Here is a 26,633-nt window from a genome sequence, read left to right on the forward strand (position 1 = left end):
GATCACAGACCCTCGAACGCGTCGGTCTCGGTGCGGTGGACGCGCACCGCGCCCGTGTGCACCTCGTAGTACCAGGCGTGCAGGGTCAGTTGCTCTTCCGCGAGCTTCTTGTCGATGAACGGGTAGGACCGCAGGCGCAGGATCTGGGCCAGGACATGGCTCTGCACGCCCTCGGCCACCTCCGGGTCCTCGACCGGGCCCGCGGGACGCTCGGTGGCGTGGTGCAGCCAGTCCCGTACGGCGGGGACGGCGTCGAGGTCGTCGCCGCGGACCAGGGCGCCGACGGCGCCGCAGTGGGAGTGCCCGCAGACCACGATGTCGCGCACGCCCAGCACTTCCACGGCGTACTCGATGGTGGCCGCCTCGCTGGTGGGGTGCGCGGAGGCGTAGGGGGGAACGATGTTGCCCGCGGTGCGCAGCTCGAAGAGCTCGCCCGGGCGGGCGCCCGTGATCAGGGCGGGGACGACCCTGGAATCCGAGCAGGTGATGAACAGGACCTGGGGGGACTGGCCTTGGGCCAGCGGGGCGAACTCCTCAGGGCGCTGTCCGAACGTACGGGCGTTGTCGATGAGGGGCTGCATGTGGTGACTCCTCCTGGCGCGCCGTGGGGGCGCGTCGGGCGTACCGGGCGCGCGGGACGCGCGTCGGTCTGCATGACAGTGATTCAGGTGAGGTGGGGGGACTTCGCCGCTGTCAGCAGCGGAAGACCTGAAGTGCCGCCGGTGCATGGGCTGTCGAGGGTCTCGACAAGGGGAAACCGCCTGGGACGGCGTGTTTCCGGGGTGCGGTCGCCGACTCCTGGGTCAGTGCCGGGCGCTCGGGCCCCTGGGGGGCGAAGTCGACGGCGCGGTGCCGGTCGCGGGCGCGCAGGGGGCCGGTGGGGTCCCCCGCGGGGTTGCAGTGGCGCTTCGTGGCGGCTTCGGTGCGCAGAGTGGCGCCGGTGAGTTTGGATCCGGCAAGAGCTTTGGCCTCGACTTGACGGCCGGTATGCGCGGATGCGAAGCCCCCGGTGGGAGCGAAGAACTGGAGGGCGAGCAGGACGGCGGCGAGCGTCGCGATCACGGTGCGTACCGTCGTACCTCGGAACACGCGCCCCCCTTCCCGCAGTTCGCACTTCCAGTCCAGACCGACGCTTGGTCAACGGCTGGTCAAGAAACACCTTAGCCTGGCAAAGTTGTTTGCAGGGTTAACTTAACGTTTCCAGCTGAAGAGAGGCTGAAGCGTGCGGGGTGGCTGTCGCGAACTTGCCCTTGACGGGCGATGTTTCGGTGTGGCCAGGCGGTGCGGCTAGGCGACGAGACCCTTGGCGTCGCGGGCCAGCGCGGTGAGTCGGGATATCGCGCGGAAGTACTTCTTGCGGTAGCCGCCGTTCAGCATCTCCTCGCTGAACAGCCGGTCGAAGGGCTGCCCGGAGGCCAGGACCGGCACCTCGCGGTCGTAGAGACGGTCCGCCAGGACCACCAGCCGCAGCGCCGTCGACTGGTCCGGCACCGGCTGGACATCGGTCAGGCAGACCGCCGTCAGACCGTCGGTCAGGGCGCCGTACCGGCTCGGGTGGACCTTGGCGAGGTGCGCCAGCAGGCTCGGGAAGTCGTCGAGCGAGGCGCCCTCGGTGGCGTACGCCGCCCTGGTGACCTCCTCGTCGGCGAACGGCGCCGGCGCCTCGGGCAGCCCGCGGTGGCGGTAGTCCTCGCCGTCGATGCGCAGGGGGCGGAACTGCGCCGCCAGGCCCTGGATCTCGCGCAGGAAGTCGGCGGCCGCGAACCGGCCCTCGCCGAGCTTGCCCGGCAGGGTGTTGGAGGTGGCGGCGAGCGCCACTCCGGCGTCGACGAGCTTGCCGAGCAGGGTGGAGACCAGGACGGTGTCGCCCGGGTCGTCCAGTTCGAACTCGTCGATGCACAGCAGGCGGTGGCCGGAGAGCGTGCGGACCGTCTGCTGGAAGCCGAGGGCGCCGACCAGGTTGGTCAGCTCGACGAAGGTGCCGAAGGCCTTGAGGGAGGGCTCGGCGGGGGTGGCGTGCCACAGGGAGGCCAGCAGGTGGGTCTTGCCGACGCCGTAGCCGCCGTCGAGGTAGACGCCGCGGGGGCCGGCCGGGGTCCTGTCCTTCGCGCGGGACCTTCCGAGCCCGAGGAAGCCGCGCTTGCCGCCGCCGACCGCGTGGGCGCCGCTCAGGCCCGCCGCGAAGCCTTCCAGGACCCGCACGGCCTCGGTCTGGCTGGGCTGGTTCGGGTCCGGGAGGTAGGTGTCGAAGCGCACCGAGTCGAACCGCGGCGGCGGCACCATCTCGGCGACCAGCCGGTCCGCGGGGACGTGCGGCGCGCGGTCGCACAGGGACAGCGGGGCGGTCTCGGCCATCGGGCCGAACCCGGACGCGGCGGGGGAAGTAGACACGGTTCACCATGCTAAGGGCCGTGCCAGACTGCACGACATGCGACGCCTGTTCCCTGTGACCGACGAGACAGCGATCCGGACCCCGGCCGAGGACGGGATCGGCCACGACGGCGGCGCGGCGGCGCCGAGCACCGTCGCGGGTCACGACTGGAGCCTCGCCGAGCTGGCCGCCGCCTACGCCTACCCCGAGCTCGGGCCGGGCGCGGGACCCGGAGCTCCGGAGGTCTGGCTGCGCGCCAACATGGTCTCCACGCTCGACGGGGCCGCCCAGTACGACGGCCGTTCGCAGCCCATCTCCACCGCGACCGACATGCGGATCTTCGGGACGCTGCGGGCGCTGGCCGACGTGGTGGTGGTCGGTGCGGAAACGGTACGCCAGGAGGGGTACCGGCCCGCACGCGCGCGTGCGGAGTTCGCGGCCGCGCGGGAGGCGGCCGGGCAGGGGCCGGCCCCGGCGATCGCGGTGATCACCGCGAGCCTGGACCTGGACTTCTCCCTCCCGCTGTACACCTCGCCCCTGGTGCCCACGCTGATCCTCACGGGCGCGGCGGCGGCCCCGGACCGGATCGCGGCGGCCGAGAAGGCCGGGGCGCGGGTGGTGATCGCCGGGGACGGCGTCGGCGTGGAGCCCGCGCGGGCCGTACGGGCGCTGGCCGAGCTCGGGCACACCCGGCTGCTGACCGAGGGCGGGCCCCGGTTGCTCGGGCAGCTGGTGGCCGCCGGGGTGCTCGACGAGCTGTGTCTGACCCTGTCCCCGATGCTCACCGCGGGGGACGCGCAGCGGATCGCCGGGGGGCCGTCGGTCGCGGTCCCGGCGCGGTTCGTCCTGGACTCCCTGCTGGAGGAGGACGGATTCCTCTACAGCAGGTATCGCCGGCCCTGAGGGTGGGCGTATGGGTAGAGGGGTTCGATCGGTACCGCTGTCGCCGACATCGGTGGAATCTGTCGTTCCGTTTAGCGTCCGACGGGCACACTGAATCCGGCAGTACCCGTGCGATCACGGGGCAGGATGGTTTCCGCAGAGCGCAGAGAAGGGGACGCCGGTGTTCACCAGCGTTTTGATGATCGAGAAGGCCCTGACGTCCGCCGACGTGGAGTTCGTCACCACTTTGCACGGGGACGAGTCGGTCGCGTTCCATGTGCTGCTCCAGCCGCGGGGGGATCAGGCGGACCGGCTGCTGCGGGCCATCGACGACGTGGCGCTGGGCGAGCTGGACGAGGCCGTACGGGAACGGGAGACGCCCGAGGGCGAGGCCGCGAAGGGGGTCGGCGAGCAGGCGCTGGCGGTGTCCCTCCAGGCGCTCAGAGCCTCCGGGAGCGAGGCCGAGGGGCGGCTCATCGAGGACCACCCGCTCGACGCGCTGAAGTCCCTGGTCGACGAGATCGGCGCGGACGAGGTGATCGTCCTGACCGACCCCCACTACGTGGAGGAGTTCTTCCACCGCGACTGGGCGTCCCGGGCCCGTCACAAGGTGGGGGTACCGGTGCTGAAGCTGTTCTCGCACAGCAAGGCATAGGCTGAGCCCCGCACTCGTACCGCACCACTTTGGGGAGACACACGCATGGCACCCGGCCTTCCTACCGCCATGGACCGACCGCACTTCATCGGGATCGGTGGGGCCGGGATGTCGGGGATCGCGAAGATCCTCGCGCAGCGCGGGGCGAAGGTGGCGGGCAGCGACGCCAAGGAGTCGCCGACCGCCGAGGCGCTGCGGGCGCTGGGCGCGACCGTGCACATCGGGCACGCGGCGGAGCACCTGGCGTCCGACGCCACCTGTGTGGTCGTGTCCTCGGCGATCCGGGCCGACAACCCCGAGCTGGCCCGGGCCGCCGAACTCGGCATCCCGGTCGTCCACCGCTCCGACGCCCTCGCCTCCCTGATGGACGGCCTCAGGCCGATCGCCGTGGCGGGCACGCACGGCAAGACGACCACGACCTCGATGCTGGCCGTCTCCCTGTCCACGCTGGGGCTGAAGCCGTCGTACGCGATCGGCGGCGACCTCGACGCCCCCGGCTCCAACGCCCTGCACGGCGAGGGCGAGATCTTCGTCGCCGAGGCGGACGAAAGCGACCGCAGCTTCCACAAGTACGCCCCCGAGGTCGCGATCGTCCTCAACGTCGAGCTCGACCACCACGCCAACTACGCCTCCATGGACGAGATCTACGAGTCCTTCGAGGCGTTCGTGGACCGCATCACCGAGGGCGGCACGCTGGTGGTCAACGCCGATCACGAGGGTGCCCGGGAGCTGACCCGGCGGGTCACCGCGTGTGACGTGCGCGTGGTGACGTACGGCGACGCCGAGGACGCGGACGTGCGGGTCCTCTCGGTCGTTCCGCAGGGCCTGAAGAGCGAGGTCACCGTGCTCCTCGACGGTGCGGAGCTCACGTTCGCGGTCTCCGTCCCGGGGCGCCACTACGCCCACAACGCCGTCGCCGCCCTGGCCGCGGGCGTGGCCCTCGGTATCCCCGCCGCCGACCTCGCGCCCGCCCTGGCCGCGTACACCGGCGTCAAGCGGCGCCTCCAGCTCAAGGGCGAGGCGGCCGGAGTGCAGGTCATCGACTCCTACGCCCACCACCCGACGGAGATGACGGCGGACCTGGAGGCGATGCGCGCGGCGGCCGGCGAGGCCCGCATCCTGGTCGTCTTCCAGCCCCACCTCTTCTCCCGCACGCAGGAACTCGGCAAGGAGATGGGCGAGGCCCTCGCCCTGGCGGACGCCTCGGTCGTGCTGGACATCTACCCGGCCCGCGAGGACCCGATCCCCGGGGTCACGAGCGAGCTGATCATCGACGCGGCGCGGGCCGCGGGCGCGGACGTGACGCCGGTCCACGACAAGGCGGACGTGCCCTCGGTGGTCGCGGGAATGGCGAAGGCCGGTGATCTCGTTCTCACCATGGGCGCGGGTGACGTGACGGACCTCGGCCCGCTGATCCTGGACCGTCTCGCACAGTAAGGGGCTGAGCTTCATGTCGTACGACGTCGAAAAGCCGGACGAGCAGTGGCGAGCGGAGCTGACGCCGGCCGAGTACGCCGTACTCCGCAAGGCCGGGACCGAGCCGGCCTTCACCGGTGAGTACACCGACACCAAGACCACCGGCGTGTACTCCTGTCGCGCCTGCGGTGCCGAACTCTTCACCTCCACCACGAAGTTCGAGTCCCACTGCGGCTGGCCGTCCTTCTACGACCCGAAGGACACCGACGCGGTCGAGCTCATCGAGGACCGCTCCCACGGAATGGTCCGCACCGAGGTCCGCTGCGCCCGCTGCGGCTCGCACCTCGGGCACGTGTTCGAGGGTGAGGGCTATCCGACACCCACGGACCAGCGGTACTGCATCAACAGCATCTCGCTGCGCCTGACGGCGGACGAGAGCTGACGCCGGACGAGGGCGGACGCCGACACCCCCGGAGTGAATGACCGAACCATTGGTCTGTTGACTTTCGGCTGATCGAGCCAGAGGATTCCGGGGGTGACCCACTCCGCGCTCCCGTCTGCCCGCACCGCCCTCCCCGTCGACCTCGACGAGGCGGCCCACCGCTGTCTCGTCGCCGGGTTCGAGGGGACCACGGCCGTCCCCGACACGCTGAAGCGGCTCATCGACCGCGGGCTCGGCGGGGTCATCCTGTTCACCCGCAACGTGCGCGACGCGGAGAAGGTGCGCCGCCTCACCGACACCCTGCGCGCCCTGCGCCCCGATCTGCTGGTCGCCATCGACAACGAGGGCGGCGGCATCGGGCACCTGGTGGCCGCGGGCGCCCCGGAGGTCCCCGGCTCCTACGCCCTCGGCGTCGTCGACGACCCGGACCTCACCGCGCGCTGCGCCGACGCGCTCGCCGGACACCTGGCCGCCCTCGGCATCACCGCCTCCTACGCCCCGGTCGCCGACGTCCAGCGCCAGGCCGACAACCCGATCGTGCGCACGCGAGCCTTCGGCGAGGAGAGCGGGCTCGTCTCCCGGCACCTGGGAGCCTGGATCACCGCGACCGAGGCCCGCGGCATCGCCTCCTGCGCCAAGCACTTCCCGGGGCACGGCGGCACCCTCACCGACAGCCACCACGAACTCGCCGTCGACCCACGGCCGTACGAGGAACTCGACCTCGACCCCTTCCGCGCCGCGATCGCCGCGGGCGTGCCGATGCTGATGAGCGCGCATGTCGTGTTCCCGGCGCTCGACGCGAACCGTCCGGCCACGCTCAGCCGGCGGATCCTCCGGGATCTGCTCCGGCACGAACTCGACTTCGACGGGGTGCTGGTCAGCGACGCGCTGGAGATGAAGGCGATCGCCGATCGGTACGGGGAGGCCGCGGGGGCGCGGATCGCCCTGGCCGCGGGGGCGGACCAGGTCATCGTCGCGGTGGCGGACCTGGCGGTCACGCTCGAGTGCCGGGACGCGGTGCTGGAGGCGCTGCGGGACGGGGTGCTGGCCGAGGAGCGGGTTCGGGAGGCGGCGGGGCGGGTGGCGCGGCTGGCCGAGCGGTATGCGACGCCGGCCGCGGAGGTCGCTCCGTGGGACACGGAAGCCGGGCTGGAGGCGGCTCGGCGGGCTGTTCGGGGGCGGGCGGTGGGTGTGCGGGGGGTACGGGGGGCGCATGTGGTGGATCTGTTTCCCGCGCCGCATCCCGCCTTGAACTGGGGCGGGGAGGATCTGCTGACCCAGGTGCTGGCGGTCGATCCGACGGCCACGGGGACGGCGGTGGCCGGGGAGCCGGCGGATCTGGAGGGCGTGGCCGGGGAGATTCTGGCCAAGGCCGGAGACGCTCCGCTGGTCGTGGCCACGTGTGATGCGGGGCTGTATCCCTGGCAGGGGCGGTTGCGGGATGCGCTGGTGGGTCGGCGGCCGGGGGTGGTTCAGGTTGCCACGGGGCTGCCGGAGGGGGGTGCGGTTTGTTCCTACGGGCGGGGCAGGGTCAATTTGCGGGCGGTGGCTGAAGTTCTGGTCGGTGCGTGATGAGTTTCGTCCGCGGGCCGGTGGGGGCTTGTCGCGCCCGCGCGGCGGAGCCGCATATTGATACAGCCCCGCGCCCCTAAAGGACTCACCTTGCGCCCCTGAAAAGGCTCGCCCCGTGTCCATTAGGTGGCTCACCTTCACGGCACCCGTATGAGCTCCTTGATACCCCTCGCCGCCAAGTAGCTCTCGTCCTCCGCCCGTTCCGCCAGTACCACCGCAGGACGCACCCCCTGCTGCCGCAGCCGCATCCACTCCTCGAAGTACGCTCCGCCCGGGCCCGACACCGAGCGGGTGGACGGGGTGCAGGTCAGGATCAGGGCCGTGGTGCGTGGCTCGGTCGGCAGTGAGGCGGTGCGGAGTTCCGCGACCGTCGCCGCCAGTGCCTCCGCGATCGGCTTGGGGCGGCCCTGTGCGTCGAAGAGGCCCAGCGTGTACTCCAGCTCCGGGAAGTCCGCGAGGGCGCGGTCCACGTCGTGGGAGCACCACCAGGTGATGCCCCACAGGCCCGCGCAGCCGGACGCGTTCAGGATCGTCTCGCGGGCGAAGTGCGGGGCGTCGGCGGCCGGGATGTGGGGTTCGGGGGCGCCCGTCTCCTGGACCCAGACCGGGCGGACGGGGTCGACGGCGTAGGCCTTGGCGAGTTCCGTGCCGTACTCGGCGAGGTGCAGGACCTGGGGGGAGCGGGGGCCGTAGAGGCCGGCGCAGCCGCCGGAGAAGACCCACGGGTGGACGGTGGTGACGTCGCCCTTGCGGGCCGAGGCCTCCGGGGTGAAGGGGTGGTCGTCGCCGTACCAGGCCGCGTCGTACGCCGAGTGGGTCACCAGGCCCGCGCCCTTGCCCAGCCCCTCGCGGGCCGCCGCCAGCAGGGAGTCCAGGTAGTGGTCGACCTCCTCGACCGTGGCCGGGTTGTGCTCGATCAGGTTGTTGAGCTCGTTGCCCAGCTGGAGGCCGATGAGGTTCGGGCGGCCGGAGAGGGCGCGGCCGAGGGTGCGCAGCAGGTCCGCCTGGGCGGCGATGGCGTCCGGGTCGGTGAAGACGTTGCGGTGGTGCCAGCTGCGGGTCCACTCCGGGTAGAAGTCGAAGCTCGACAGATGGCCCTGCACGCCGTCCACCAGGACGTCCAGGCCCGCCTCGGCCGCGAGGTCGACCAGCCGCGCCAGCTGGTCGACGGCGGCGGTGCGGACCAGCGTGCGGTTGGGCTGGAGGAGCGGCCAGAGGTGGAAGACCCGGACGTGGTCGAGACCGAGCCCGGCTATCTGGGCGAGATCCTCGCGGGCGCGGGCCGGATCGAAGTCGTGCCAGGCGTGGAACCAGCCGTGGCGGGGCGTGTAGTTGACGCCGAAGCGGAGCGTGGGAATGGGATCCTCCTCGGGTTCGGCCCGGTCCGACCTCGGCCCGGCTCGTGTTCCGCTCTTGTCCTGCGCGAATGTATCAATCACCATAGTCATCGATGGGTAATTATTTGAACCACGAATCGCGCGACTCCGGCGGCCCCGGCGCCCTGGTCGTCGGCCTCGACGCCGGCGGCACCCGCACCCGCGCGGTCCTCGCCACCGCCGCCGACGGCCGCGTGCTCGGCGAGAGCACCGGCGGCCCGGGCAACGCCATGACCGTCCCGGCCGCGCAGCTCGCCGACCACCTCACCGAGGCGCTCGCCCAGGTGGCGCCGGAGTCGGCGCGCGCCAGGGTCGTGGCCGTGACCGGCGGTTTCGCGGGCGCCACGGCGGCCTCCGCCGAGGACCCCGGCACCCTGAAGGCCCGCGCGGCCCTCACCGAGGCGCTGGACCGCCTCGGCATCCCGTCCGACCGCGTCGGCGTGTGCAGCGACATCGAGGCGGCCTTCGCGGCCGCCCCCGGCACCCCCTCCGACGGCCTCGCCCTGGTCGCGGGCACCGGCGCCGTCGCCATGCGCATCGCCGCCCGGCACGCCACCACCACGGTCGACGGCGACGGCTGGCTCCTCGGCGACGAGGGCAGCGGCTTCTGGATCGGCCGCAGCGCGGTCCGCGCCGCCCTGCGCATGGCCGACGGCCGCGGCCGCCCCACGGTCCTCGCCGCCTGGGTCGGCGGCACCCTCGGCCTGCCCGTCGACGTCCTCCCCAAGGGCGGACTCCCTTCGTACGACCGTGGCGGCACCGTCCCCCCGAGCGGTACCGGCACCCCCACCCCCGGGGTTCCCGGCTGGGAGCGCGCCCGGCGTGAGGACTTCCGCCGCCATCTGCTGCCCGCCGTGATGGCCGACCCGCCGATCCGGCTCGCCCGCTTCGCCCCGCTGGTCGCCGAGGCGGCGGCCGAGAAGGACGCCGTGGCCGTGACGATCCTCGCCGAGGCCGCCGACCACCTGCTGGAGGCCGTACGGGCGCTGGAACCGCGGCCCGGCGAGCGGATCGTCGCCACGGGCGGCCTGCTCGGGCCCCGGGGTCCGCTCACGGCCCCGCTGGCCGAACGGCTCCACAGCCACGGCCTGAGCCTGGACTGGGTCGCCGACGGCTGCCCCGGCGCGGTCGCCCTCGCACGCCTGGCGCACCGGTCATGAGCGACACCGTGCACCGGGACCCCGCCGCGCCGGTCGACGCCCTCCACCGCGACCCCACCGCCACCGTCGACGCCCGCGTCCGCGACCTCCTCGCCCGGATGACCCTGCGCGAGAAGGCCGGCCAGCTCAACCAGCGGATGTACGGCTGGGACGCCTACCGCCGCACCCCCGACGGCGGCTTCGAACTCACCGACGCCCTGTACGCCGAGACCGACCGCTTCGAGGGCCTCGGCGCCCTGTACGGCCTCCAGCGGGCCGACGCCTGGTCCGGAGTGGACCACGGGAGCGGGCCCGGCGCCGAGGACGGGGCCGAGCTGGCCGAGCTGGTGCAGCGGCATGTCGTGCAGCGGAGCCGGCTCGGCATTCCCGCCCTCTTCGTGGAGGAGGTCCCGCACGGTCTCATGGCCCTGGACGGCACGGTCCTCCCGGTGAACCTGGCCGTGGGCGCCGGCTGGGACCCGGACCTGTACGAGCGCGCCGCCGCCCACGCCGCCGCCGAACTGCGCGCCCGCGGCGGCCATGTGGCCCTCGTCTCGGCGCTGGACATCGCCCGCGACCCGCGCTGGGGCCGCACGGAGGAGTGCTTCGGCGAGGACCCGTACCTGGCCGCGCGGCTGACCGAGGCGCTGGTCCGGGGGATGCAGGGGGCCGGTGACGTCTTCGCGCGGGACAAGGCCCCCGTCGTCCTCAAGCACTTCGCGGGCCAGGGCGCCACCGTCGGCGGCCGCAACTCCGCCGAGTCCGAGCTCGGCCTGCGCGAACTCCACGAGATCCACCTCCCCGCCGCCCGTGCCGGTGTCCGCGCGGGCGCCGCCGCCGTCATGGCCGCGTACAACGAGGTCGACGGGATGCCCTGCTCCGGCAACCGGGCCCTGCTCACCGGGCTGCTCCGCGAGGAGTGGGGCTTCGACGGGCTGGTCATGGCGGACGGCCTGGCCGTCGACCGGCTGGCCCGCATCACCGGCGACAAGGTCTCGGCGGGCGCCCTCGCGCTCAACTCCGGTGTGGATCTGAGCCTTTGGGACGAGGGCTTCACCCACCTGGAGGAGGCGGTCGAGCGCGGGCTCGTCGCGGAGGCGGTCCTCGACGCGGCCGTCGCCCGCGTCCTGCGCCTCAAGTTCCGGCTCGGACTGTTCGAGCCGGGGCACCCGACCGCCGCTCCGCCGCCCGGTGGTGCGGAGCTCAGCAAGGAGGTCGCCCGGGCCGCCGTCACCCTCCTGCGCAACGACGGGGTGCTGCCCATCGGCGGACACGTCTCCCGGATCGCCGTGCTCGGGCCCCAAGCGGCCACCACCGCCCACCAGTCGGGCGACTACACGGCCCCGCAGCGCCCCGGCACCGGCAGCAGCGTGCTCGACGCCCTGCGCCGGCTCGCCCCGCCCGGCCTCGACATCCGCCACGTCCCCGGCTGCACGCTGACCGGCACGGACCTCTCCGGTATCCCGGCGGCGATCGCCGCGGCCGCCGCCTCCGACCTCGCCGTGCTGGTGCTGGGCGGCAGCAGTGCCCGTACGGCCGGAACCGAGTTCGACGCCAACGGGGCCGCGCGCCGAGCGGTCTCGGAGATGACCTGCGGCGAGGGCGTCGACCTCGCCGAACTACGGTTCGGGGCGGCCCAGTACGCGCTCCTGGACGCCGTCGTGGCGACCGGCACCCCGACCGCGGTCGTGCTGGTCCAGGGGCGCCCGCACGTCGTGCCGGACACCGCGCCGGCGCTGCTCACGGCCTGGTACCCCGGGCCCTGGGGCGGCGACGCCATCGCCGAGGTCCTGCTCGGGCTCGCGGAACCGACGGGCCGGCTGCCCCTCTCCGTCCCGCGCTCGGCGGCCCAACTCCCCGTCTACTACAACCACAAGGACACCGAGTACGGCGGCTACGTGGACCAGAGCGCCGAGCCGCGGTACTCCTTCGGGCACGGGTTGTCGTACACGGACTTCGCCTACGGCGAGCCCTGGACCACCGGCAGCACTCTCCACGTCGACGTCACCAACACCGGACCGCGGTACGGCCGTTCGGTGGTCCAGGTCTATCTCCGCCGCCTCGTCACCCCCACCTGGCCGCGCACCCTCGAACTGTGTGCGTTCGAGGGCGTCGGCCTGGCTCCGGGGGAGCGCCGTACGGTGACCCTGTCCCTCCGGGACATCAGCGGCACGGTCGAGATCAGGGTCGCCGGGTCAGCCGCGCAGGCGCTCGGCGTGAAGGGTCACAGCTTCACGGCCCCCGACGAGACGCCTCGGTAGAACCACCGCTGGGTGATCACGAACAGCACCAGCACCGGGACCACGGAGATCACCGAACCAGCCATCACCATCCGCTGGTCGTAGCCGAACGACGAGCTCTGAAGACGCGAAAGTCCCAGCGTCAGCGTCATGTTGCTCTCGGAGCGCAGCACGATCAGCGGCCACAGGAAGTCGTCCCAGGCGCTGATGAAGGTGTTGATGACGACCACCATGATCGCGCCCCACGCGGACGGCAGATACAGGTACCGGAAGCGCTGCCACTCGTTCGCGCCGTCCAGCATCGCCGAGTCCTCGATCTCGCGCGGGACGGCGAGGAACGCGCCGCGCATGAGCAGGACGTTGATGGCGCCGACGAAGCCGGGCAGCCACACGCCGGCCAGGTTGTCGACCAGGCCCAGGTCGCGGATGCTGATGAAGAGCGAGACCATGATCGACTCGAAGGGGAACATCATCGAGGCGACCAGGACCACCCAGACCGCCTTGCGGCCCTTCCAGCCGGGCTTGGAGAGCATGTAGCCGGCCGTGGTGGAGAAGACCAGCTGGCTGGTGACCGACAGGGCGACCACGATCAGGCTGTTCCTGATGTACGACCACACCGGCACCTGGTCGAAGACCGTCCGGTAGGCGCGCAGTGTCGGGTGGTGCGGCAGCAGGGTGGCGTCCGCGCCGAAGACGTCCTCGCTCACACCCTTCAGGGAGGCGAGCAGCTGCCACAGCAGCGGGCCGACGGTGAGGCCGAGCACGAGGAGCAACAGCAGGTAGCGGACGAGGAGTTCGCGCGGTCGGCCGTAGTCGCGCCAGCGGGGCGTCAGACGACGGCGCCGTTCGAGAACCGTGCTCATGCCTCGTCCTCCTTGGTCAGACGCTGCGCGAGCAGGGTCAGCCCCAGCGTCAGCGCGAACAGGGCGACGCTGACGGCCGAGCCGTATCCCGCGTTGCCGGTGATCGGGTCCAGGCCGACGTCCCGGATGTAGAACGGCAGGGTGCGGTCGGCGCCGCCGGGGCCGCCGGTGGAGCTGCCGAGCATGTAGATCTCGGTGAAGACCCTGAGGGAGCCGATGCCGGTCAGGGTGCCGACGAGCATCATGGCCTGCCGGACACCGGGGACCGTGATGTGCCAGAAGCGGCGTACCGCGCCGGCCCCGTCCATCTGCGCGGCCTCGTGCAGTTCCTTGGGGACATTGCCGAGGGCGGCCAGGTAGAAGACCATGTACCAGCCCAGCCCCTTCCACAGGGTCAGGCCCATCGCGGAGAGCAGGATCAGCCAGGAGTCCGACAGGAACGGGATGGCCGACTTGATCAAGTGGGCCTTCTCCAGCCAGGTGTTGACCAGGCCGTCGTCGGCGAGCAGCCACTGCCAGCTCAGGCCCACGACCACACTGGAGGCGAGCACCGGGGTGTAGAAGGCGGAGCGGAAGAAGCCGATGCCGGGCAGGTTCTTCTCCACCAGGACGGCCAGCATCAGCGGCAGCAGCACCATCAGCGGGACGACGATCACCGCGTACAGGATGCTGTTGCGGGTGGCGAGCCAGAAGTCGTCGTCCTGGAGCATCCGCGTGTAGTTGTCGAGCCCGACGAAACCCGCGGTGCCGCCCAGCGGCTTGGCGTCGGTGAACGACAGCAGGACCGTGTTGAGGAACGGGAACACCCCGAAGACCACCGCGCATCCGATCGCGGGGGCGGTCCACAGCCACGGCAGCCACCAACGGCGGTACATGGCCGCCCCGTTGGCCCCGGGAGCGGGGCCGGGCAGCGCGGCCCTGGCGAGTCGGCTCAGGCGGGAGGGGGACGGGGCCGGGTCCGGCGCGGAGGTCAGGGGCTCCACGCCGGACGCCGACTGCGTGATCTGTGCCGTCACCGTCAACTGCCCTGCTTCAGCAGCTCGTTCGCCTTCTCCTGGGCGTCCTTGACCGCGTCCGCCGCGCTCTTCTTGCCCTGCATGGCCAGCTGCACCTGGGCCACGATGGCGTTCTGCACGGCCGGGGAGAGGTTGGTCTGGTTGGTGGAGGCCGTCTTGAGCTGGTCGGCCACGAGCTTGCGGGCCTGGGAGAACGGGTCGCTGCCGGTGACGTTCTGGAAGAACGGGTCGTCCAGCGACGCGGTGGTGGTCGGGAAGATCACCACGTCCGGGTCCTTGCACCAGGCCGTCTGGTTCTCGGCGTTGGTGAGGAACTCCGCGAACGCGAGCGCCACCGGTGCGTGCTTGCTGGTCGCGGCGACCGAGATGTACTGCGGGGCACCGGCGGATGCCTTGCCGAGCGCGTCGTAGGGCTGCTGGCCGACGGCCGTCTTGGCGTAGACCGACGGGCTGTTCTGCTTCACGAACCGCACGAAGCTCGGGTTGGTCGAACCGTAGGCCACCTTGCCCTGGCTGTAGAGCGTGGACGGGTCGTTGCTGGAGGACAGTGAGTCCTTCGGCATCGCGCCTTCCTTGTACAGCTTCGCCATCCACGCGACCCACTGGGTGGTGCGCGGGTCGTCGGCGAAGACGGCGGACTTGCCGTCGGAGGAGAGGACCTTGATGTTCATCTGGTCGAAGTCGGCGGGGATGCGCCAGATCGGGTTGGCCATCGTCGCGAAGTACTTGCCGTCGGCGGCCTTGGCGACCTTCTCGTAGTCGGCGAAGAGCCCGAAGATGCTCGTCGGCGGCTTCGCCGGGTCGACGCCTGCTTTGTCCAGCAGGTCCTTGTTGTACGTCAGCAGGACACCGCCGGTGTACCAGGGCAGCGTGGTGTGGATCGACGTGCCGGAGGCGTTGGCGAAGGTGGCGGTCTTCCAGAAGGACGGGACGAAGGGCTTGGCCGCGTCGGGGTCCTTGGTGCCGATGTCGAGCAGGTAGCCGGCCTTGGTGAGGGCGGTCGCCGTGGGCGCGTTGACGTTGATGACGTCGGCCATCGTGCAGGCCTGGGCGTCGGCGACGGTCCGGCTGGTGAAGGTGTTGTCACCGGGGTCGTCGATCCACTTGACCTTGGTGCCGGGGTGGGCCTTCTCGAAGTCGGAGATCACTCCGTTGAAGAAGCTCCCGAAGTCTTTCTTCAGGTTCGTCGTCTGGAAGGTGATGTCGCCCTTGACCTCGCCGGTGAGCTTGCCCGACCCGACGTTTCCCTTGTCGACCTTGCAGCCGCCGGCGGTGGCGTCACCGCTGTCGGAACCGCCGCCGGACAGTCCGCAGCCGGCTGCCGTGAGCGACAGCACGGCGATACAGGTCAGGGTGCGGGTCAGTCTCTTTACGCGCATGTGATGCCCCTCCACGGCTGGTTCAATGAACCAACTCCGACTCCGATTGATGAAAAGGTGGACCAGAATTCATCGGAGGTCAATGGTTTCCCGTGTTGCTTTTAGGTTCCGTAGGAGATCAGTGACGGTGTTCGTGGTCCGGATGGGACGGGTCACCGGGGTGTTCATGCCCGTGGGAGTAGGTGACACCGGCGCGTGACTGGTCCAGCCAACCGAAGAAGGCCTGGCGGCCGGCTGCCCTGTGGAGCTCGCGGGAGATGGCCTCGCGGACGTCCTCGTACGGCAACGTGTCGCTGGGCGCGGCCTCGGCGTAGGGGTCGACGCCGCGTCTGAGGGCGTCCGGGGTCAGGAAGCGGTCTTGGTTGCGGTCGTAGTAGTCGCGTACGGCGGCTTCCGGGACCGTTTGTTCGGCTTCCAGGGCGGCGAGGAGGGTGCGGGCGGCTGGTGAGTGGGCCAGGGCTGCGGCGACGATGCTGCCGAGGTCTGCGACGTCTGTCTCGGCGACGGCCAGGACGGAGGCGGGGGACACCTCTTCCGGTACTTCCAGGTTGCGGTCCGTGCAGGCCCTTCGAGCCAGTTCGTCTGTGAGTACGACTTGAGTTGCCCAGCGACGGCGTTGTCTCGCGACAGAGGGGGGTTCCGTCTGGCGTCTGGCGGGTGCGGGGCCGTCGTGGCTTGTCGCGCAGTTCCCCGCGCCCCTATGGGGCGCTTCCAGGAACGAGTCCACCCGTTCTCTCGGTAGTGGTTCGCCCTCTATCAGGGCCGCGTATTCCGGGGTCACTCGGTCACCTCCAGGGGGATCGTTCTCGTGTACGCCACCTGGCCGTTCCATGCCGCCTTCGCCATCAGCCAGTACGAACCCGGTGGGATCGACGAGCCGTCCACCTCGATCACGGACTCGGCACGCTCCCCTCCCCGCGCCCTGAAGCCCTGCAACCCCGGTGTGACGCCCCGCCACGTGCCCCAGGACGACACCGCCCACAGCTGGCCGCCGACCGGGCCCCGAGTGGTGTTGTGCAGGCTCACCGGAACCTGAGCCCGCTCACCGTGGCGCACGGTGACCCGGTCGGCGTTCAGCTCGCACGTCAGTCCCGGACCGGCCGGTGGGGAGCCCGGCACGTCGAGGCCGACGACGTCCTCGTAGGTCTGGCCGCCGTGCGTCAGCCGGGCCGTGAGCCAGTGGCGGCCGGGCTCGGCGTCCGGTGGCGGTGTCACCGTGACCTCGGACAGGGAGAAGCCTTCGGGGCCCAGCGCGTACGGCAGCTCGGCGGGCTCCGCGGACCAGCCGGGCGGTACCTCGAAGAGCACCGTGCCGTGCGTCGAGGTGTCCGTGAGCTCCGAGCTGATCCGGACCGTCGCGGTGACGGGGCCGGTGGCGGTCAGGGCGGTCGGGGAGACGTAGACGGACACCGGCATGTTGCCGCACGGGGCCGGCCCGGAGTTGTGGAGCCAGTAGCGGGTGTGGACCGGCTGGGCGGGCTCGTGGGCGGCGACGCCGGGGTCGGTCGTCGGTTCGGGGGCCTGCGGGGGTGTGGCGAGGACCGTGGCCACCTCGAAGCCGGTGAGCGCCGTCTCCAGGGCCCCTTCGCCGTCCGGTGTCAGCGGCTCGCCCGGCCTTTCCAGTACGTCCGCCCGGGCGCCCTCCGTCCAGGCGACCGGCCCGCGCACCCGCGCCCGCACCGGCCGCCCGTACACCTCGTGCACCCGGACCACGACCCCTCGTCCGGGGTCCGCCGGGGCCGAGCCGCCCCTGGCCAGCGGTGAGCCCAGCGGTTTGAGGGCGTCCAGGAGCACCTCGCGGGCCGGTTCCACCTCCAGCAGGGAGGCCCTCCGGGGCAGCAGCGGGGACTCGCTCCCGGCGCGTACCCGGGCCGTGAGCGGGTGGTTGAACTCATGGCCCCGTGCGGGGAGTTCGAGGTCCCGCCAGTCGCCCTCGCCCGCGACGACCGCGTACTCGAAGGTGTGCGACCAGCGCTGGAGCTGGAAGCCCGAGCCGTCGGGGGTGGTGCGGCGGGGCGGGTCGACCCAGATGCCGGAGGGCCAGCCGGTGCAGGACCGCATGAGCGACATGTAGAGGTCGCCCGAGCTGGTGACCACGCAGCCGGGCGTGCCGCGGTTCAGGACGGCGAAGCCGCGCCCGTCCCAGGCGTCGCCGGGCGGGAGTGCCTCGCCGCCGCCCGCCGCCGTGGCCGTCACGGTGAAGTCCGCCAGGTCCGCGATCAGCGCGTCGACCGCCTTGGCGTCCCCCGGGGCGTCGGCGCCCGCGACCACCAGCAGCGGCAGTCGTTCCAGGTCGCGCAGGTCGGCGCCGGGCACCCACTCCTCGCGCAGGGAGGCGCGCGGCGCGACCCAGACGGCCGCCATGCCCTGCTCAGCGACCTGGCGGCGCAGCTCCCGGTCGGCGGCCGGGTCCATGGCGAGGGCCTCGGCGACCAGGGAGTTGCGCTCGGGGCCGCCGACGGCGATCCGGAGGTCGGGGAGGTTGGAGTCGACCTCCAGATCGCCGTAGCGGGGGCCGCCGGCGACGGTCGAGGTGGCGGTGACGCCCGCGCGGACCAGGGCGGCCGCGAGCGGGGCGCCCAGCTCACCGGCCTCGTCCCAGTCGGCGTACACCAACTCGGCGACCCCGAAGGCCCGTTGGCCCAGCAGCGCGCCGGAATCGTCGCGCAGCGCCACCCGGGCCGTGGATCCCAGCCCGAACCAGGTGTTGGCCGGGTTGTCCAGGGTCCACGGGAACTCCTCGCTGTTCACCTCCACGAACCCGAACCCGCGCCCGATCACCGCGTCGGCGACCTCGTGCACGGGCAGCCCGCCCCGCACGTCCGAGGGCCAGCGGACCCGGATCAGGCGGTCCTCGCCGTCGTAGCCGTCGATCGTCGTGGAGACGTCGAGCCGGTCCACGCCGGTCCACAGGGTCAGGCGCTGGGTGTACGTGAACAGCCCGAGGTCGGCGCGGACGGTGATGCGGGAGCCGGCCGGGGAGTGCTCGACATCGATGTCGGCCGTGACGTCCCGGCTGCGCGCGGCGGTCGTGCCAGTCGGCGTGAGGTGCCAGGGGCCCTCGCCGAAGCGCGGATGCCGGGCGAACTCCTCCTGGACGACGAGCTCGTTGCCGATGTCCCCGGCGGGCAGCAGGTCCCGGTCCTCGGTGACGGACCTGAGACCGCTCACGGCGCCGCCGCGAGCCGGGTCGACCGTCACCTCGTAGAACTCGTTGCGGATCGTGGTGCCCTCGCCGGTGGTCCACTCGGGGATCGAACCGGCCGCCAGGGGCAGGGCCTTGAGGCCCATGCCGGGCACCTGCGGTACGACGACCCGGAGGGTGCCGTCCTCCTCGCGGACGGCCGGCAGCGGCTGGAAGTCGTCGCCGACGGGGACGAGCCCCGGGTCGGCGACGGTCAGCACGTCCCGGCGTTCCCAGGTGGCCGGGTTGAAGACCACCAGATCGGGTCCGGTGCCCGGCTCGACCCGGTCGGCCAGCGCCTTGGTCGCGTCGGCGTGCACGGTCTCGGCGAGATCGGCCAACTCCCGCCAGCCGGTGAGGAGATCGATGTACACCTGGTCGGACTCGGAACCGGTGATGGCGTCGTGGTGGGCGCCGTAGACCAGTTGGCGCCAGGCCTTGTCGAGGGCCGCGTCGGGATAGGGGTGACCGGTGACCAGCGAGGCGAGCGTCGCCCAGGCCTCCGCGTCGGCGAGGAGCGTCTCGCCGTACCGCTGGGCCTGCTTGGTGTCGATGTAGGAGACGTCCTTGCCGGTGTAGACCGGGTTCATGTCCCGGGTCTGCGGGGATGCCTTGCGGCCCTCGGCCGCCAACTCGGCGCGGACGGCGGCGAAGAAGTCCCGGGGGATGCCGGAGACGAACCTGGGCCAGACGTAACGGGCGTTCCAGTCCCGGTGGATGTCCATCACCCAGCGGCACGGCGGCGCGTAGTCCCCGCCGACCGGGAGCAGCACGTTGCGGGTGAGCGCGACCTGCTTGAGCCCCTTGAACAGCTTGAGCGCCTCGGCCTCGGCCGCGGGCAGCGTCGGCGCGTTGTCGATCCGCCAGCCGGCGCCGTAGTGGTTGACCATGTAGGCCGTGAGGATGCCGCGCCCCGAGGGGGCGATCCAGTCGAACTCGGCCGGGAACTGCATGCGCTTCGGGTCGCGCGGCTCCTCGCCGAACACGGAGAGGGTCGGACCCCACTGGTGGAAGGGCCCGCGCGCCCACGAGCTGGACGTCACCCCGGCGTCCGCCATCAGCCCCGGGAACTGCGGGTCGTGCCCGAACGCGTCCAGCTGCCAGGCCGTCTCCGGGGACGCCCCGAGGATCGCCCGCTGGTATCCGTCGCCGTACAGGGCGTTGCGTACGGTCGCCTCGGCGCCGGTGAGATTGGTGTTCGGCTCGTTGTAGGTGCCGCCCATGATCTCGACGCGGCCGGTGCGGATCAGCTCGCGCAGGAAGCCGCGTTCCTCCGGGAAGGCGTCCCAGTACGGCTTGAGGTAGTCGACCTCGGCGAGCACGAAGGTGTACGCCGGGTCGCGCCGGGCCAGATCGGAGTGGGCCCGCACCAGGCTCATCCCGGACTGGCCGCGCGAGTCGAAGGTGCGGGCCGGCAGACCGGTGCCGGCCGGGTCGTCGGCGACGTCCCAGGTCTCGGTGTAGGCGCCCTGGGTGTTCCACCAGACCGGGTCGTAGTGGAAGTGGCTGACCATGAACATGGTCCAGCCGGGCTCGGCGACCGTGAACGCTCCGGTGCCGCTCGCGCTCTCGTCGCCGTCGCGCGCGGTGACCGTGACCGGTCCGTCGGCGCCGGTCACGGGTATCTCGGCGCGTACGGTGCCGCTCTCGCCGACGGTCACGGCCGTCTCCCCGCGGGCGGCGCCCTCGACGGTGACGCGGACCGACCGGCCCGGGAGGTGCTCGATCTCGGCCGCCACCACCTGACGCGGGTGCTCGGGGGTGCCGACGAACAGCTCGGTCGACTCGACAGAGGTGACGCGCATGGGGCTCCTACGAGTGCTCGTGCGTGCTCGGGGGAGCCCCATCCTGGCATCGCCAGGATGATTCAAACAACCATCTTCAGTTATCTCAGGTGGTTCATCCATACATTCCGGGCCAGCCGGAACGCGGCTCAGCGGCCCCGGCGGTTCTTCACGGCGTGCTGCGGGGTGATGTGGTCGGTGAGTGCGAGGGAGGCGCTGGCCCGCTGGTAGGCGACCTGGCCGACCCGGACGTAGAGACAGTCCACGATCATCAGGACGGAGTGCCGGCCGCCGATGCTGCCGGTGCGGAAACTGGTCTCCGAGGTCGCCGAGATGAGCCGGATGTCGGCGGCCCTGGCCAGCGGGGAGCGCGGGTCGGTGGTGATGGCGATGGTGGTCGCGCCCCGCTCCTTGGCCATCTCGAAGGGTTCGAGGGTCTCCCGCGTGGCGCCCGAGTGGGAGATCCCGATGGCCACGTCGGCCGGGGTGAGCAGGGCCGCCGAGGTGGCCGCGCCGTGCACCTCGGTCCAGCCGCGCACCTGGCAGCCGATGCGGAACAGCCGGGTCTCGGTCTCCTGCGCGACGGCCCCGCTGCCGCCGACGCCGTACACATCGATCCGGCGGGCCTTGGCCAGCGCCTGGGCCGCGCGCTCCAGGGCGTCGAGGTCGATGCGCTCGATGGTCTGCTGGATCGCCCGCAGGTCGGCGCTGCCGACCACCTGCACGACCCGCTCCAGGCTGTCGTCCGGGGAGATGTCGGGGCCGATCTCCGCCGAGCCCCAGTCGGAGACCTCGCCGCGGCCGCGCTCCTGGGCCAGTTCGATCAGCAGATGCTGGTAGGAGTCGAGCCCGATGGCCCGGCAGAACCGGGTCACCGTGGCCTGCGAGGTCCCGGTGCGGCGGCCCAGCTCGGCGGCGGAGCAGTGGGTGACGGCGGCCGGATCCTCCAGGATCAGCTCGCCGACCTTCCGCAGGGAACCGGCCAGCCGGGGCAGTTCGGTGCGGATCAGGGTGGTGACGTCGGTCGGAGGCATGGAAAGAAGGTATCAGCCACCCTTTGGGGCACTGATTGAATACCAGGACCGTACTGTGATTTATTGATTCATCGATCGGTGAATGTATGGTGGTTCAATCCATCAGTGGGGAGTGTCGCGTGTCCGTCGAGTCAGTCAGCGCCCAGGGCTTCGCCGAACAGGGCCTGGACGTCCTGCGTCACGTCACCGAGTCCGCCCGCGAGGACGTGCGCCGAGCCGCCGCGCTGATCGCCGACTGCATCCGTGCCGACGGCGTGATCCAGGCCTTCGGCACCGGTCACTCCCAGGCGATGGTGCTGGAGATCGCGGGCCGGGCGGGTGGACTGGTGCCGACGAACCGGCTCCAGATGTCCGACCTCGTGCTGTACGGCGGGGAGGCGCCGAGTGTTCTGGACGATCCGCTGCTGGAGCGTGAGCCGGGGGTCGCGGTCCGTCTGTACGAGCTCGCCGCGCCTGCCGCGCAGGACCTCTTCGTGATCATCTCCAACTCCGGGGTCAACAACGTCATCGTGGAGATGGCGCTGCACGCGAAGTCGCGGGGGCACCGGATCCTCGCGATCACTTCCCTCACGCACACGGGGGCGGTGCCCGCGGGGCACGTCAGCGGGAAGAAGCTGGTGGATCTGGCGGACGTGGTGCTGGACAACGCGGCTCCGGTGGGGGACGCGATGCTGGGCCTTCCAGGGGGTGGGGCGGTGGGGGCGGTGTCCACGTTGACGGGGGTGATGCTGGTGCAGATGGCTGTCGCCGAGGCGTCGGGTCTGTTGCTTGCGTCGGGGGAGAGGCCGCCGGTGTATGTGTCGGCCAATGTTCCCGGGGGGTTTGAGGGGAACTTGGAGTTGGAGAAGCGGTATGCGGGGCGGGTTCGGCGTACCGCTACCTAAGGTTTGGGGATTCTGGGGTATCGCGGGGAACTTGCGGCCGGTGGGGGCTGGTCGCGCAGTTCCCCGCGCCCCTATGCGTCCGGACCCTCAGTCGACAGGTACTGGAGTCAGGGCAACCGCCAGTGGATATGCGCCCGTTGACAGAGGGGGTCCGGTGGTGTTCGTTGCCGTGTCCACCGGGACCAGGGTGTTGGCGTCCGCCGTCGTGACGTAGGCCGTTGTGCCGTTCCAGTTCAGGGAGACGTCGAAGGCGGACTTGCCCACCTTCACCGGGGTGCCCGGGGCGCCGGTCACCGTGTTCACCGGGGTGATGGTGTCGCCGTTGCTGGGGCTGACCCAGAGGGTGCGGCCGTCCGGGGAGAGACCGAGGCCGTAGGCCTGGCCGGTGACCAGGAAGGTCGGCTCGGCGGTGTTGGTCGCCGTGTCGATCGGGGTCACGGTCGAGCCGCCGGAGTTGGAGACGTAGACCCTCCTGCCGTCGGGTGCGGCCACCACGTTGAAGGGGCTCGGGCCCACCGGGATCGCCCTGCCCGCCGTGGTGGTGGTGAGGTCGACCGGGGTGACCGTGTTGTCGTGGATGTCGGCCACGTACAGGGTCCGGCCGTCGGGGGTGATCGCCATGTTCTCGGGACCGCCGCCCACCGGTATCGGAGTGCCCGTCCTCAGGGTGGCCGTGTCGATCGACTGCACGGTGCCGTCGGTGTAGTTGGCGACCCAGAGGGTGGTGCCGTCCGGGGTCAGGGCCAGGCCGGCGGGGACCTTGCCCACCGTGACCGTCGAGGTGACCGTGCCGCTCGCCACGTCGATCACGCTGACCGTGTTCGACCCCTGGTTGGCCGCGTAGGCGGTACGGCCGTCCGCGCTCACCACGACCTCGCCGGGGTTGGCGCCGACGGCGATGTTCTTGGTCGTGCCGCTCTCCAGGTCGAGCGAACTGACCGACGCGCCGCTGAAGTTCGCGGTCAGCGCCCGGGGCGTACCGGAGTCGTCGGTGACCTGGACGGGCAGGGCCCGGTCGAGGATGCCGGTGCCCGAGACGACGACGCTGTGGACGCCCTCCGTCCTGCCGGTCAGGGTGACGGTGACCTTGGCGTCAGGAGTCGTGGCGGTGCCCTCGGAGGGGGTGGCGGTGACGCCGGCGGGTACGTCGAGCTTCCAGTCGACCGTCTTGGTCTGTGCGTCGGAGAAGTCGAGGGTGACCGTCGCCGACGCCCCGGGCTTCAGGGAGAGGGAACTCGGGGAGAAGGCCGCGTCCACGCCGGGGTCGGGGGCGTTCTCCAGCATCGTCGTGTAGAGGAACTGGTCCATCACGCCCGGCGAGACCTGCTGGGGGATTGCGTCCAACTCCAGTCGGTCTGACTGGAGTTCGGTCCAGTGCCTCGACACCGCGGCCGTGTCCCCGGCCTTGTGGGCCAGCAGCAGGTCCACGGCCGTCCCGCCCGCGCGGCCGTACTCGCCGAGCTTGTCGAGCCAGGCGGAGGTCTCGTCGAGGAAACCCGGGTTGTCGAGGTGGGCCCGCAACTGGGCTGGGGTGGCGGCCATGTCGGCGAAGTAGGACTTCAGCCGGGCCGCCGCCCGGTCGACTCCGCTGTTCTCCTTCAACGCCTCGCGGAAGGCGGTGATCAGGTGGGTGAGGGTGGGGGACTCGGTCGCGTCGAGCTGGGAGGAGTAGTTGTTCTCCGCGAAGATCCGCAGCCACTTGGCGGCCCGGGGGCCGGCCAGATCCCGGACCGAGGCGAGGAACGCCCGGTGCGGGTCGTAGGCGTTCGGGTTCCACAGGTAGGCGGCCGAGGTGAACAGCGCGATCCGGCTCGCCTCGCCCTGGATCATCGGGTTGGCGGTCACCCCGGTCGCCTGCGCGGCCACGCCCGGTTCGCGGCCGGTGTAGGGACCGAGGAGGAGACGGCTGGTGACGTAGTCGTTGACCGGGTAGTTGTCCCAGACCAGGATCGGGTGGCCGTAGACCTCGCGGGCCTGCTTCAGTTGGTCGGTGGTGACGGTGGGCGCGATGACGCCGACTCCGGTCCACTCGACGACGACGGACGCATCGAGCCGCTCCCGCAGGGCCTTCTTGTACGGGGTGTCGGCGAGGTCGGAGTACTCGGTGGGGACCATCTCCAGGGGTTCCAGGTCCGGGTGGGTCGCGGAGAACCGCTGCCAGACGGTGTTCAGCAGACGGGCCTGCGCGGCTCCGGCCGCACCGCCGCCGGAGCCGAACTCCCGCTCGTCCTCGGGGCAGTTCCACCGGGTGTAGCTGATGTCGTCGAGCGGGATCGCGAAGGAGCGCACCCCGATGGCGTACAGCGAGTCGAACTTGGCGGTGAGCGCCGTGACATCGGCGTCGGAGGAGTAGCAGACGGAGAGGCCGGGGGAGAGGGCGTAGGTGAAGCGGACGTGGTCGGCCGTGGCCCGGTCCACCAGTTCCTTCAGCTGGGCCAGTTGGGCGGCCGGGTACTCGTCCCGCCAGCGGGCCCGCAGATAGGCGTCGTCCTTGGGGGAGTAGACGTAGACGTTCTGCTTGGTACGTCCGTAGAAGTCGAGCTGGGCGAGCCGCTCGGCGTGGGTCCAGGGGGTGCCGTAGAAGCCCTCGATGACTCCGCGGAGGGCGGCGGTGGGCCAGTCGCGGATCTTCAGCGTGGGCAACTCGCGCTGTCCGGCGAGGAGTTGGCGCAGGGTCTGGGCGGCGTAGAAGGTGCCGGTCGTGTCCACGCCGGAGAGGGCGATCAGGGCACGGCCGTGGCTGCGGCCGGAGGCGAGGACGTAACCGCCGGAGGGGAGGCCGCTCGGGGAGCCGGCGTGGAGCTGTTCCAGTGCCTGGGCGGTGGCGCTGCTCTCTCCGGGACCGCCCAGGTAGACGGTCAGGGCGGCCGGGGGTGGCCGGTCGCCGGTGTGCACGGTGGTGATGCGGTCGGCCCCCGCTGCCTTGAGGGCGGCTTCGACGACCCGTCGGGCGGAGGGGTCGGTGCCGGGGCCGACGACCTCGACGACCCGGTCGGGGACGGGCAGTTCGCCGTGTCCCACGGTGATCTGCTGCGGGGTCGGCCACACCTCCGGCGCGGGCGGCCGGGGTGCGGCCGAGGCGGGCGCCGTGGGGGCCGCGAGACCGAGGGCCAGGAGCAGGGCGGCGGCCGTACGTCTGACGTTGATGAATGAATCCACCCTGTGAGGTTATTGATGCTGAATGAAGCATTCAATGGGGCGAAGGTTCAAAGAACCTTCCGGTGCACGAGGGCCGACATGCACAGCACCCCCGGCAGCAGCGGCAGCCACACCGTCAGGACCCGGTAGCCGATCAGGGCCGCCGTGCCGATGGCCACCGGGACGCCGTACACGGACAGGGTGAAGACCATCGCCGCGTCCACCGGGCCGATGCCGCCGGGTGCGGGCACCGACCCGACCGCGGTGCTCGCGGCCAGGTACGCGAACGCGACCTGCGCCCAGGACAGCGTCACGCCGAGCGAGGCGCCGACCGCGTGGATCACGCTCGCCTGGAGCAGCGGTGCGGCGGCCGCGCCGCCCCACAGGGCCAGGACCCGGCTGGGCATGGTGTGCAGCCGGCGCGCGTCGGTCAGGGCGGTGCGCACGAACCGGACGGCCGGGCGGCGCAGCGGACGCACCAGGACCAGCAGCAGGAGCGTGCCGCCGAGACCGAGCACCGCGGCCGCCACGGGCAGGAACAGCATGCGGCGGTCCGGGACGAGCTCACCGAGCCGCAGCAGTCCGGGCAGGGTGACCAGGAAGCCGAGCAGCACGAGCGTCTTTGCGATCGGCCGGACGAGCGAGTACAGGGCGAGCGAGGCCGTGGCCCGGGTCAGCGGGATGCCCTGGCCCTGGAGGAAGCGCAGGGTGACGGCGTGGGCGCCGAGACTCGCCGGCAGCACATGGTTGGCGGCACCGGCGGCGAACTGCGAGGCCACCAGGAGCCCCGGGGGCAGCCGCTCGGGGAGCGCGCCCTGCCGCACGACGGAGGCGGACACCCAGCCGAGGCAGGTCCACAGCAGCGCGACGAGCAGCCACCCGGGGTCGGCGTCGGCCAGCCGCGCGGTGCCGTCGTACAGGGCACGCCAGTCGAGGACCGCCCAGACGCCGATGAGCAGCAGGGGCAGCAGGGTCAGCAGCCGGCGGGTGAGACAGGACAGGGAGCGGCGGGAACCGGCGGGAGCGGGGGCCGGGGCGCTGCCCTGGGGCGGGGCCGGGGGGGGGGCGGGGAGCGGCCCCGGGGGACCTTCGAGCGGAAGCAGGGACACGGCTCACGTCGTCCTTTCGCGTCATGCCCCGTGCGGGACACGGGGCATGACGGAGGCAAGGCGATGCAGAGGGGACGAGGGAAACGTTCCCGCTCGGTGTGACGTTCAAATGTCGGGCAGCCGAAGGAGTGCGGGCGGGTGGGCGACAC

20 protein-coding genes are annotated in these 26,633 nt (G+C 71.7%); 8 read left to right on the plus strand and 12 right to left on the minus strand.

Annotated features, from left to right (window positions below; genetic code table 11):
• Positions 1 to 2 precede the first annotated feature (2 nt).
• The 3 genes from ACFULQ_RS22205 to zapE form a co-directional block, all read right to left on the minus strand.
• Positions 3 to 581 carry a carbonic anhydrase gene (locus tag ACFULQ_RS22205; RefSeq protein WP_383546476.1) on the minus strand — a complete coding sequence of 193 codons (579 nt, stop codon included), beginning with the start codon at positions 579 to 581 and terminating at the stop codon, positions 3 to 5.
• A 112-nt stretch (positions 582 to 693) separates the two neighbouring features.
• Positions 694 to 1,089: a hypothetical protein gene (locus ACFULQ_RS22210; protein ID WP_383546478.1), complete on the minus strand. Its 396-nt coding sequence runs from the start codon at positions 1,087 to 1,089 to the stop codon at positions 694 to 696.
• Between the two features lie 198 nt (positions 1,090 to 1,287).
• Complete coding sequence (zapE, locus tag ACFULQ_RS22215; RefSeq protein ID WP_383546512.1) at positions 1,288 to 2,355, minus strand: cell division protein ZapE; 1,068 nt, start codon at positions 2,353 to 2,355, stop codon at positions 1,288 to 1,290.
• 73 nt (positions 2,356 to 2,428) lie between these two features.
• On the opposite strand from zapE, the gene ACFULQ_RS22220 reads away from it, so the two are divergent.
• The 5 genes from ACFULQ_RS22220 (at position 2,429) to ACFULQ_RS22240 (ending at position 7,338) form a co-directional block, all read left to right on the plus strand.
• Positions 2,429 to 3,274: a pyrimidine reductase family protein gene (locus tag ACFULQ_RS22220; RefSeq protein WP_383546480.1), complete on the plus strand. Its 846-nt coding sequence runs from the start codon at positions 2,429 to 2,431 to the stop codon at positions 3,272 to 3,274.
• 178 nt (positions 3,275 to 3,452) lie between these two features.
• Positions 3,453 to 3,908: a hypothetical protein gene (locus tag ACFULQ_RS22225; RefSeq protein ID WP_062022863.1), complete on the plus strand. Its 456-nt coding sequence runs from the start codon at positions 3,453 to 3,455 to the stop codon at positions 3,906 to 3,908.
• A gap of 45 nt (positions 3,909 to 3,953) precedes the next feature.
• Positions 3,954 to 5,345, plus strand: coding sequence for a UDP-N-acetylmuramate--L-alanine ligase (gene murC, locus ACFULQ_RS22230; protein ID WP_383546482.1), 1,392 nt, complete (start codon positions 3,954 to 3,956; stop codon positions 5,343 to 5,345).
• Between the two features lie 13 nt (positions 5,346 to 5,358).
• Positions 5,359 to 5,766: a peptide-methionine (R)-S-oxide reductase MsrB gene (msrB, locus tag ACFULQ_RS22235; RefSeq protein WP_020133748.1), complete on the plus strand. Its 408-nt coding sequence runs from the start codon at positions 5,359 to 5,361 to the stop codon at positions 5,764 to 5,766.
• Positions 5,767 to 5,859: 93 nt separating this feature from the next.
• Complete coding sequence (locus ACFULQ_RS22240; protein WP_383546484.1) at positions 5,860 to 7,338, plus strand: glycoside hydrolase family 3 N-terminal domain-containing protein; 1,479 nt, start codon at positions 5,860 to 5,862, stop codon at positions 7,336 to 7,338.
• A 137-nt stretch (positions 7,339 to 7,475) separates the two neighbouring features.
• Here ACFULQ_RS22240 and ACFULQ_RS22245 read toward each other — a convergent pair whose 3' ends face one another.
• Positions 7,476 to 8,780, minus strand: a complete 1,305-nt coding sequence (locus ACFULQ_RS22245) for a glycosyl hydrolase (RefSeq protein ID WP_383546486.1) — start codon at positions 8,778 to 8,780, stop codon at positions 7,476 to 7,478.
• A gap of 8 nt (positions 8,781 to 8,788) precedes the next feature.
• On the opposite strand from ACFULQ_RS22245, the gene ACFULQ_RS22250 reads away from it, so the two are divergent.
• The gene (locus tag ACFULQ_RS22250; RefSeq protein ID WP_383546488.1) at positions 8,789 to 9,874 is read left to right on the plus strand and encodes an N-acetylglucosamine kinase; all 1,086 of its coding nucleotides are present in this window, start codon (positions 8,789 to 8,791) and stop codon (positions 9,872 to 9,874) included.
• A complete protein-coding gene (locus ACFULQ_RS22255) occupies positions 9,871 to 12,114 on the plus strand; it encodes a glycoside hydrolase family 3 N-terminal domain-containing protein (protein WP_383546489.1) in 2,244 nt (747 codons plus the stop codon). Before ACFULQ_RS22250 ends, ACFULQ_RS22255 begins: the two co-directional genes overlap by 4 nt.
• Here ACFULQ_RS22255 and ACFULQ_RS22260 read toward each other — a convergent pair.
• From ACFULQ_RS22260 to ACFULQ_RS22285, 6 genes are all read right to left on the minus strand, one after another.
• Positions 12,078 to 12,956, minus strand: a complete 879-nt coding sequence (locus tag ACFULQ_RS22260; protein WP_383546491.1) for a carbohydrate ABC transporter permease — start codon at positions 12,954 to 12,956, stop codon at positions 12,078 to 12,080. The genes ACFULQ_RS22255 and ACFULQ_RS22260 overlap by 37 nt on opposite strands.
• Positions 12,953 to 13,972, minus strand: coding sequence for a carbohydrate ABC transporter permease (locus ACFULQ_RS22265; protein WP_383546493.1), 1,020 nt, complete (start codon positions 13,970 to 13,972; stop codon positions 12,953 to 12,955). Before ACFULQ_RS22265 ends, ACFULQ_RS22260 begins: the two co-directional genes overlap by 4 nt.
• Before the next feature lie 2 nt (positions 13,973 to 13,974).
• Entirely contained in the window at positions 13,975 to 15,351 is a 1,377-nt protein-coding gene (locus ACFULQ_RS22270) for an extracellular solute-binding protein (protein ID WP_383546495.1), read from the minus strand.
• A 118-nt stretch (positions 15,352 to 15,469) separates the two neighbouring features.
• Positions 15,470 to 15,880 (minus strand): hypothetical protein, encoded by a 411-nt coding sequence (locus ACFULQ_RS22275; protein ID WP_383546497.1) that lies wholly within the window; start codon positions 15,878 to 15,880, stop codon positions 15,470 to 15,472.
• A 248-nt stretch (positions 15,881 to 16,128) separates the two neighbouring features.
• Positions 16,129 to 20,340: an NEW3 domain-containing protein gene (locus ACFULQ_RS22280; RefSeq protein WP_383546499.1), complete on the minus strand. Its 4,212-nt coding sequence runs from the start codon at positions 20,338 to 20,340 to the stop codon at positions 16,129 to 16,131.
• 128 nt (positions 20,341 to 20,468) lie between these two features.
• Complete coding sequence (locus ACFULQ_RS22285) at positions 20,469 to 21,353, minus strand: MurR/RpiR family transcriptional regulator (RefSeq protein ID WP_383546500.1); 885 nt, start codon at positions 21,351 to 21,353, stop codon at positions 20,469 to 20,471.
• 119 nt (positions 21,354 to 21,472) lie between these two features.
• On the opposite strand from ACFULQ_RS22285, the gene ACFULQ_RS22290 reads away from it, so the two are divergent.
• Positions 21,473 to 22,237 (plus strand): sugar isomerase domain-containing protein, encoded by a 765-nt coding sequence (locus ACFULQ_RS22290; protein WP_383546502.1) that lies wholly within the window; start codon positions 21,473 to 21,475, stop codon positions 22,235 to 22,237.
• Positions 22,238 to 22,324: 87 nt separating this feature from the next.
• Here ACFULQ_RS22290 and ACFULQ_RS22295 read toward each other — a convergent pair whose 3' ends face one another.
• Both ACFULQ_RS22295 and ACFULQ_RS22300 read right to left on the minus strand, forming a co-directional pair.
• Complete coding sequence (locus ACFULQ_RS22295; protein WP_383546504.1) at positions 22,325 to 25,396, minus strand: beta-N-acetylglucosaminidase domain-containing protein; 3,072 nt, start codon at positions 25,394 to 25,396, stop codon at positions 22,325 to 22,327.
• Positions 25,397 to 25,443: 47 nt separating this feature from the next.
• Positions 25,444 to 26,484, minus strand: coding sequence for a YbhN family protein (locus tag ACFULQ_RS22300; protein ID WP_383546506.1), 1,041 nt, complete (start codon positions 26,482 to 26,484; stop codon positions 25,444 to 25,446).
• Positions 26,485 to 26,633 lie beyond the last annotated feature (149 nt).

Source organism: Streptomyces sp. NPDC057253 (genome assembly GCF_042669125.1).
GTDB lineage: Bacteria > Actinomycetota > Actinomycetes > Streptomycetales > Streptomycetaceae > Streptomyces.

Bases quoted from the DNA above. Each gene is read 5' to 3' on its own strand.
- ACFULQ_RS22205 (WP_383546476.1), bottom strand. From the start codon at position 581: ATGCAGCCCCTCATCGACAACGCCCGTACGTTCGGACAGCGCCCTGAG.
- zapE (WP_383546512.1), bottom strand. From the start codon at position 2,355: ATGGCCGAGACCGCCCCGCTGTCCCTGTGCGACCGCGCGCCGCACGTC.
- ACFULQ_RS22220 (WP_383546480.1), top strand. From the start codon at position 2,429: ATGCGACGCCTGTTCCCTGTGACCGACGAGACAGCGATCCGGACCCCG.
- ACFULQ_RS22225 (WP_062022863.1), top strand. From the start codon at position 3,453: ATGATCGAGAAGGCCCTGACGTCCGCCGACGTGGAGTTCGTCACCACT.
- murC (WP_383546482.1), top strand. From the start codon at position 3,954: ATGGCACCCGGCCTTCCTACCGCCATGGACCGACCGCACTTCATCGGG.
- msrB (WP_020133748.1), top strand. From the start codon at position 5,359: ATGTCGTACGACGTCGAAAAGCCGGACGAGCAGTGGCGAGCGGAGCTG.
- ACFULQ_RS22245 (WP_383546486.1), bottom strand. From the start codon at position 8,780: ATGGTGATTGATACATTCGCGCAGGACAAGAGCGGAACACGAGCCGGG.
- ACFULQ_RS22250 (WP_383546488.1), top strand. From the start codon at position 8,789: ATGGGTAATTATTTGAACCACGAATCGCGCGACTCCGGCGGCCCCGGC.
- ACFULQ_RS22255 (WP_383546489.1), top strand. From the start codon at position 9,871: ATGAGCGACACCGTGCACCGGGACCCCGCCGCGCCGGTCGACGCCCTC.
- ACFULQ_RS22260 (WP_383546491.1), bottom strand. From the start codon at position 12,956: ATGAGCACGGTTCTCGAACGGCGCCGTCGTCTGACGCCCCGCTGGCGC.
- ACFULQ_RS22270 (WP_383546495.1), bottom strand. From the start codon at position 15,351: ATGCGCGTAAAGAGACTGACCCGCACCCTGACCTGTATCGCCGTGCTG.
- ACFULQ_RS22280 (WP_383546499.1), bottom strand. From the start codon at position 20,340: ATGCGCGTCACCTCTGTCGAGTCGACCGAGCTGTTCGTCGGCACCCCC.
- ACFULQ_RS22285 (WP_383546500.1), bottom strand. From the start codon at position 21,353: ATGCCTCCGACCGACGTCACCACCCTGATCCGCACCGAACTGCCCCGG.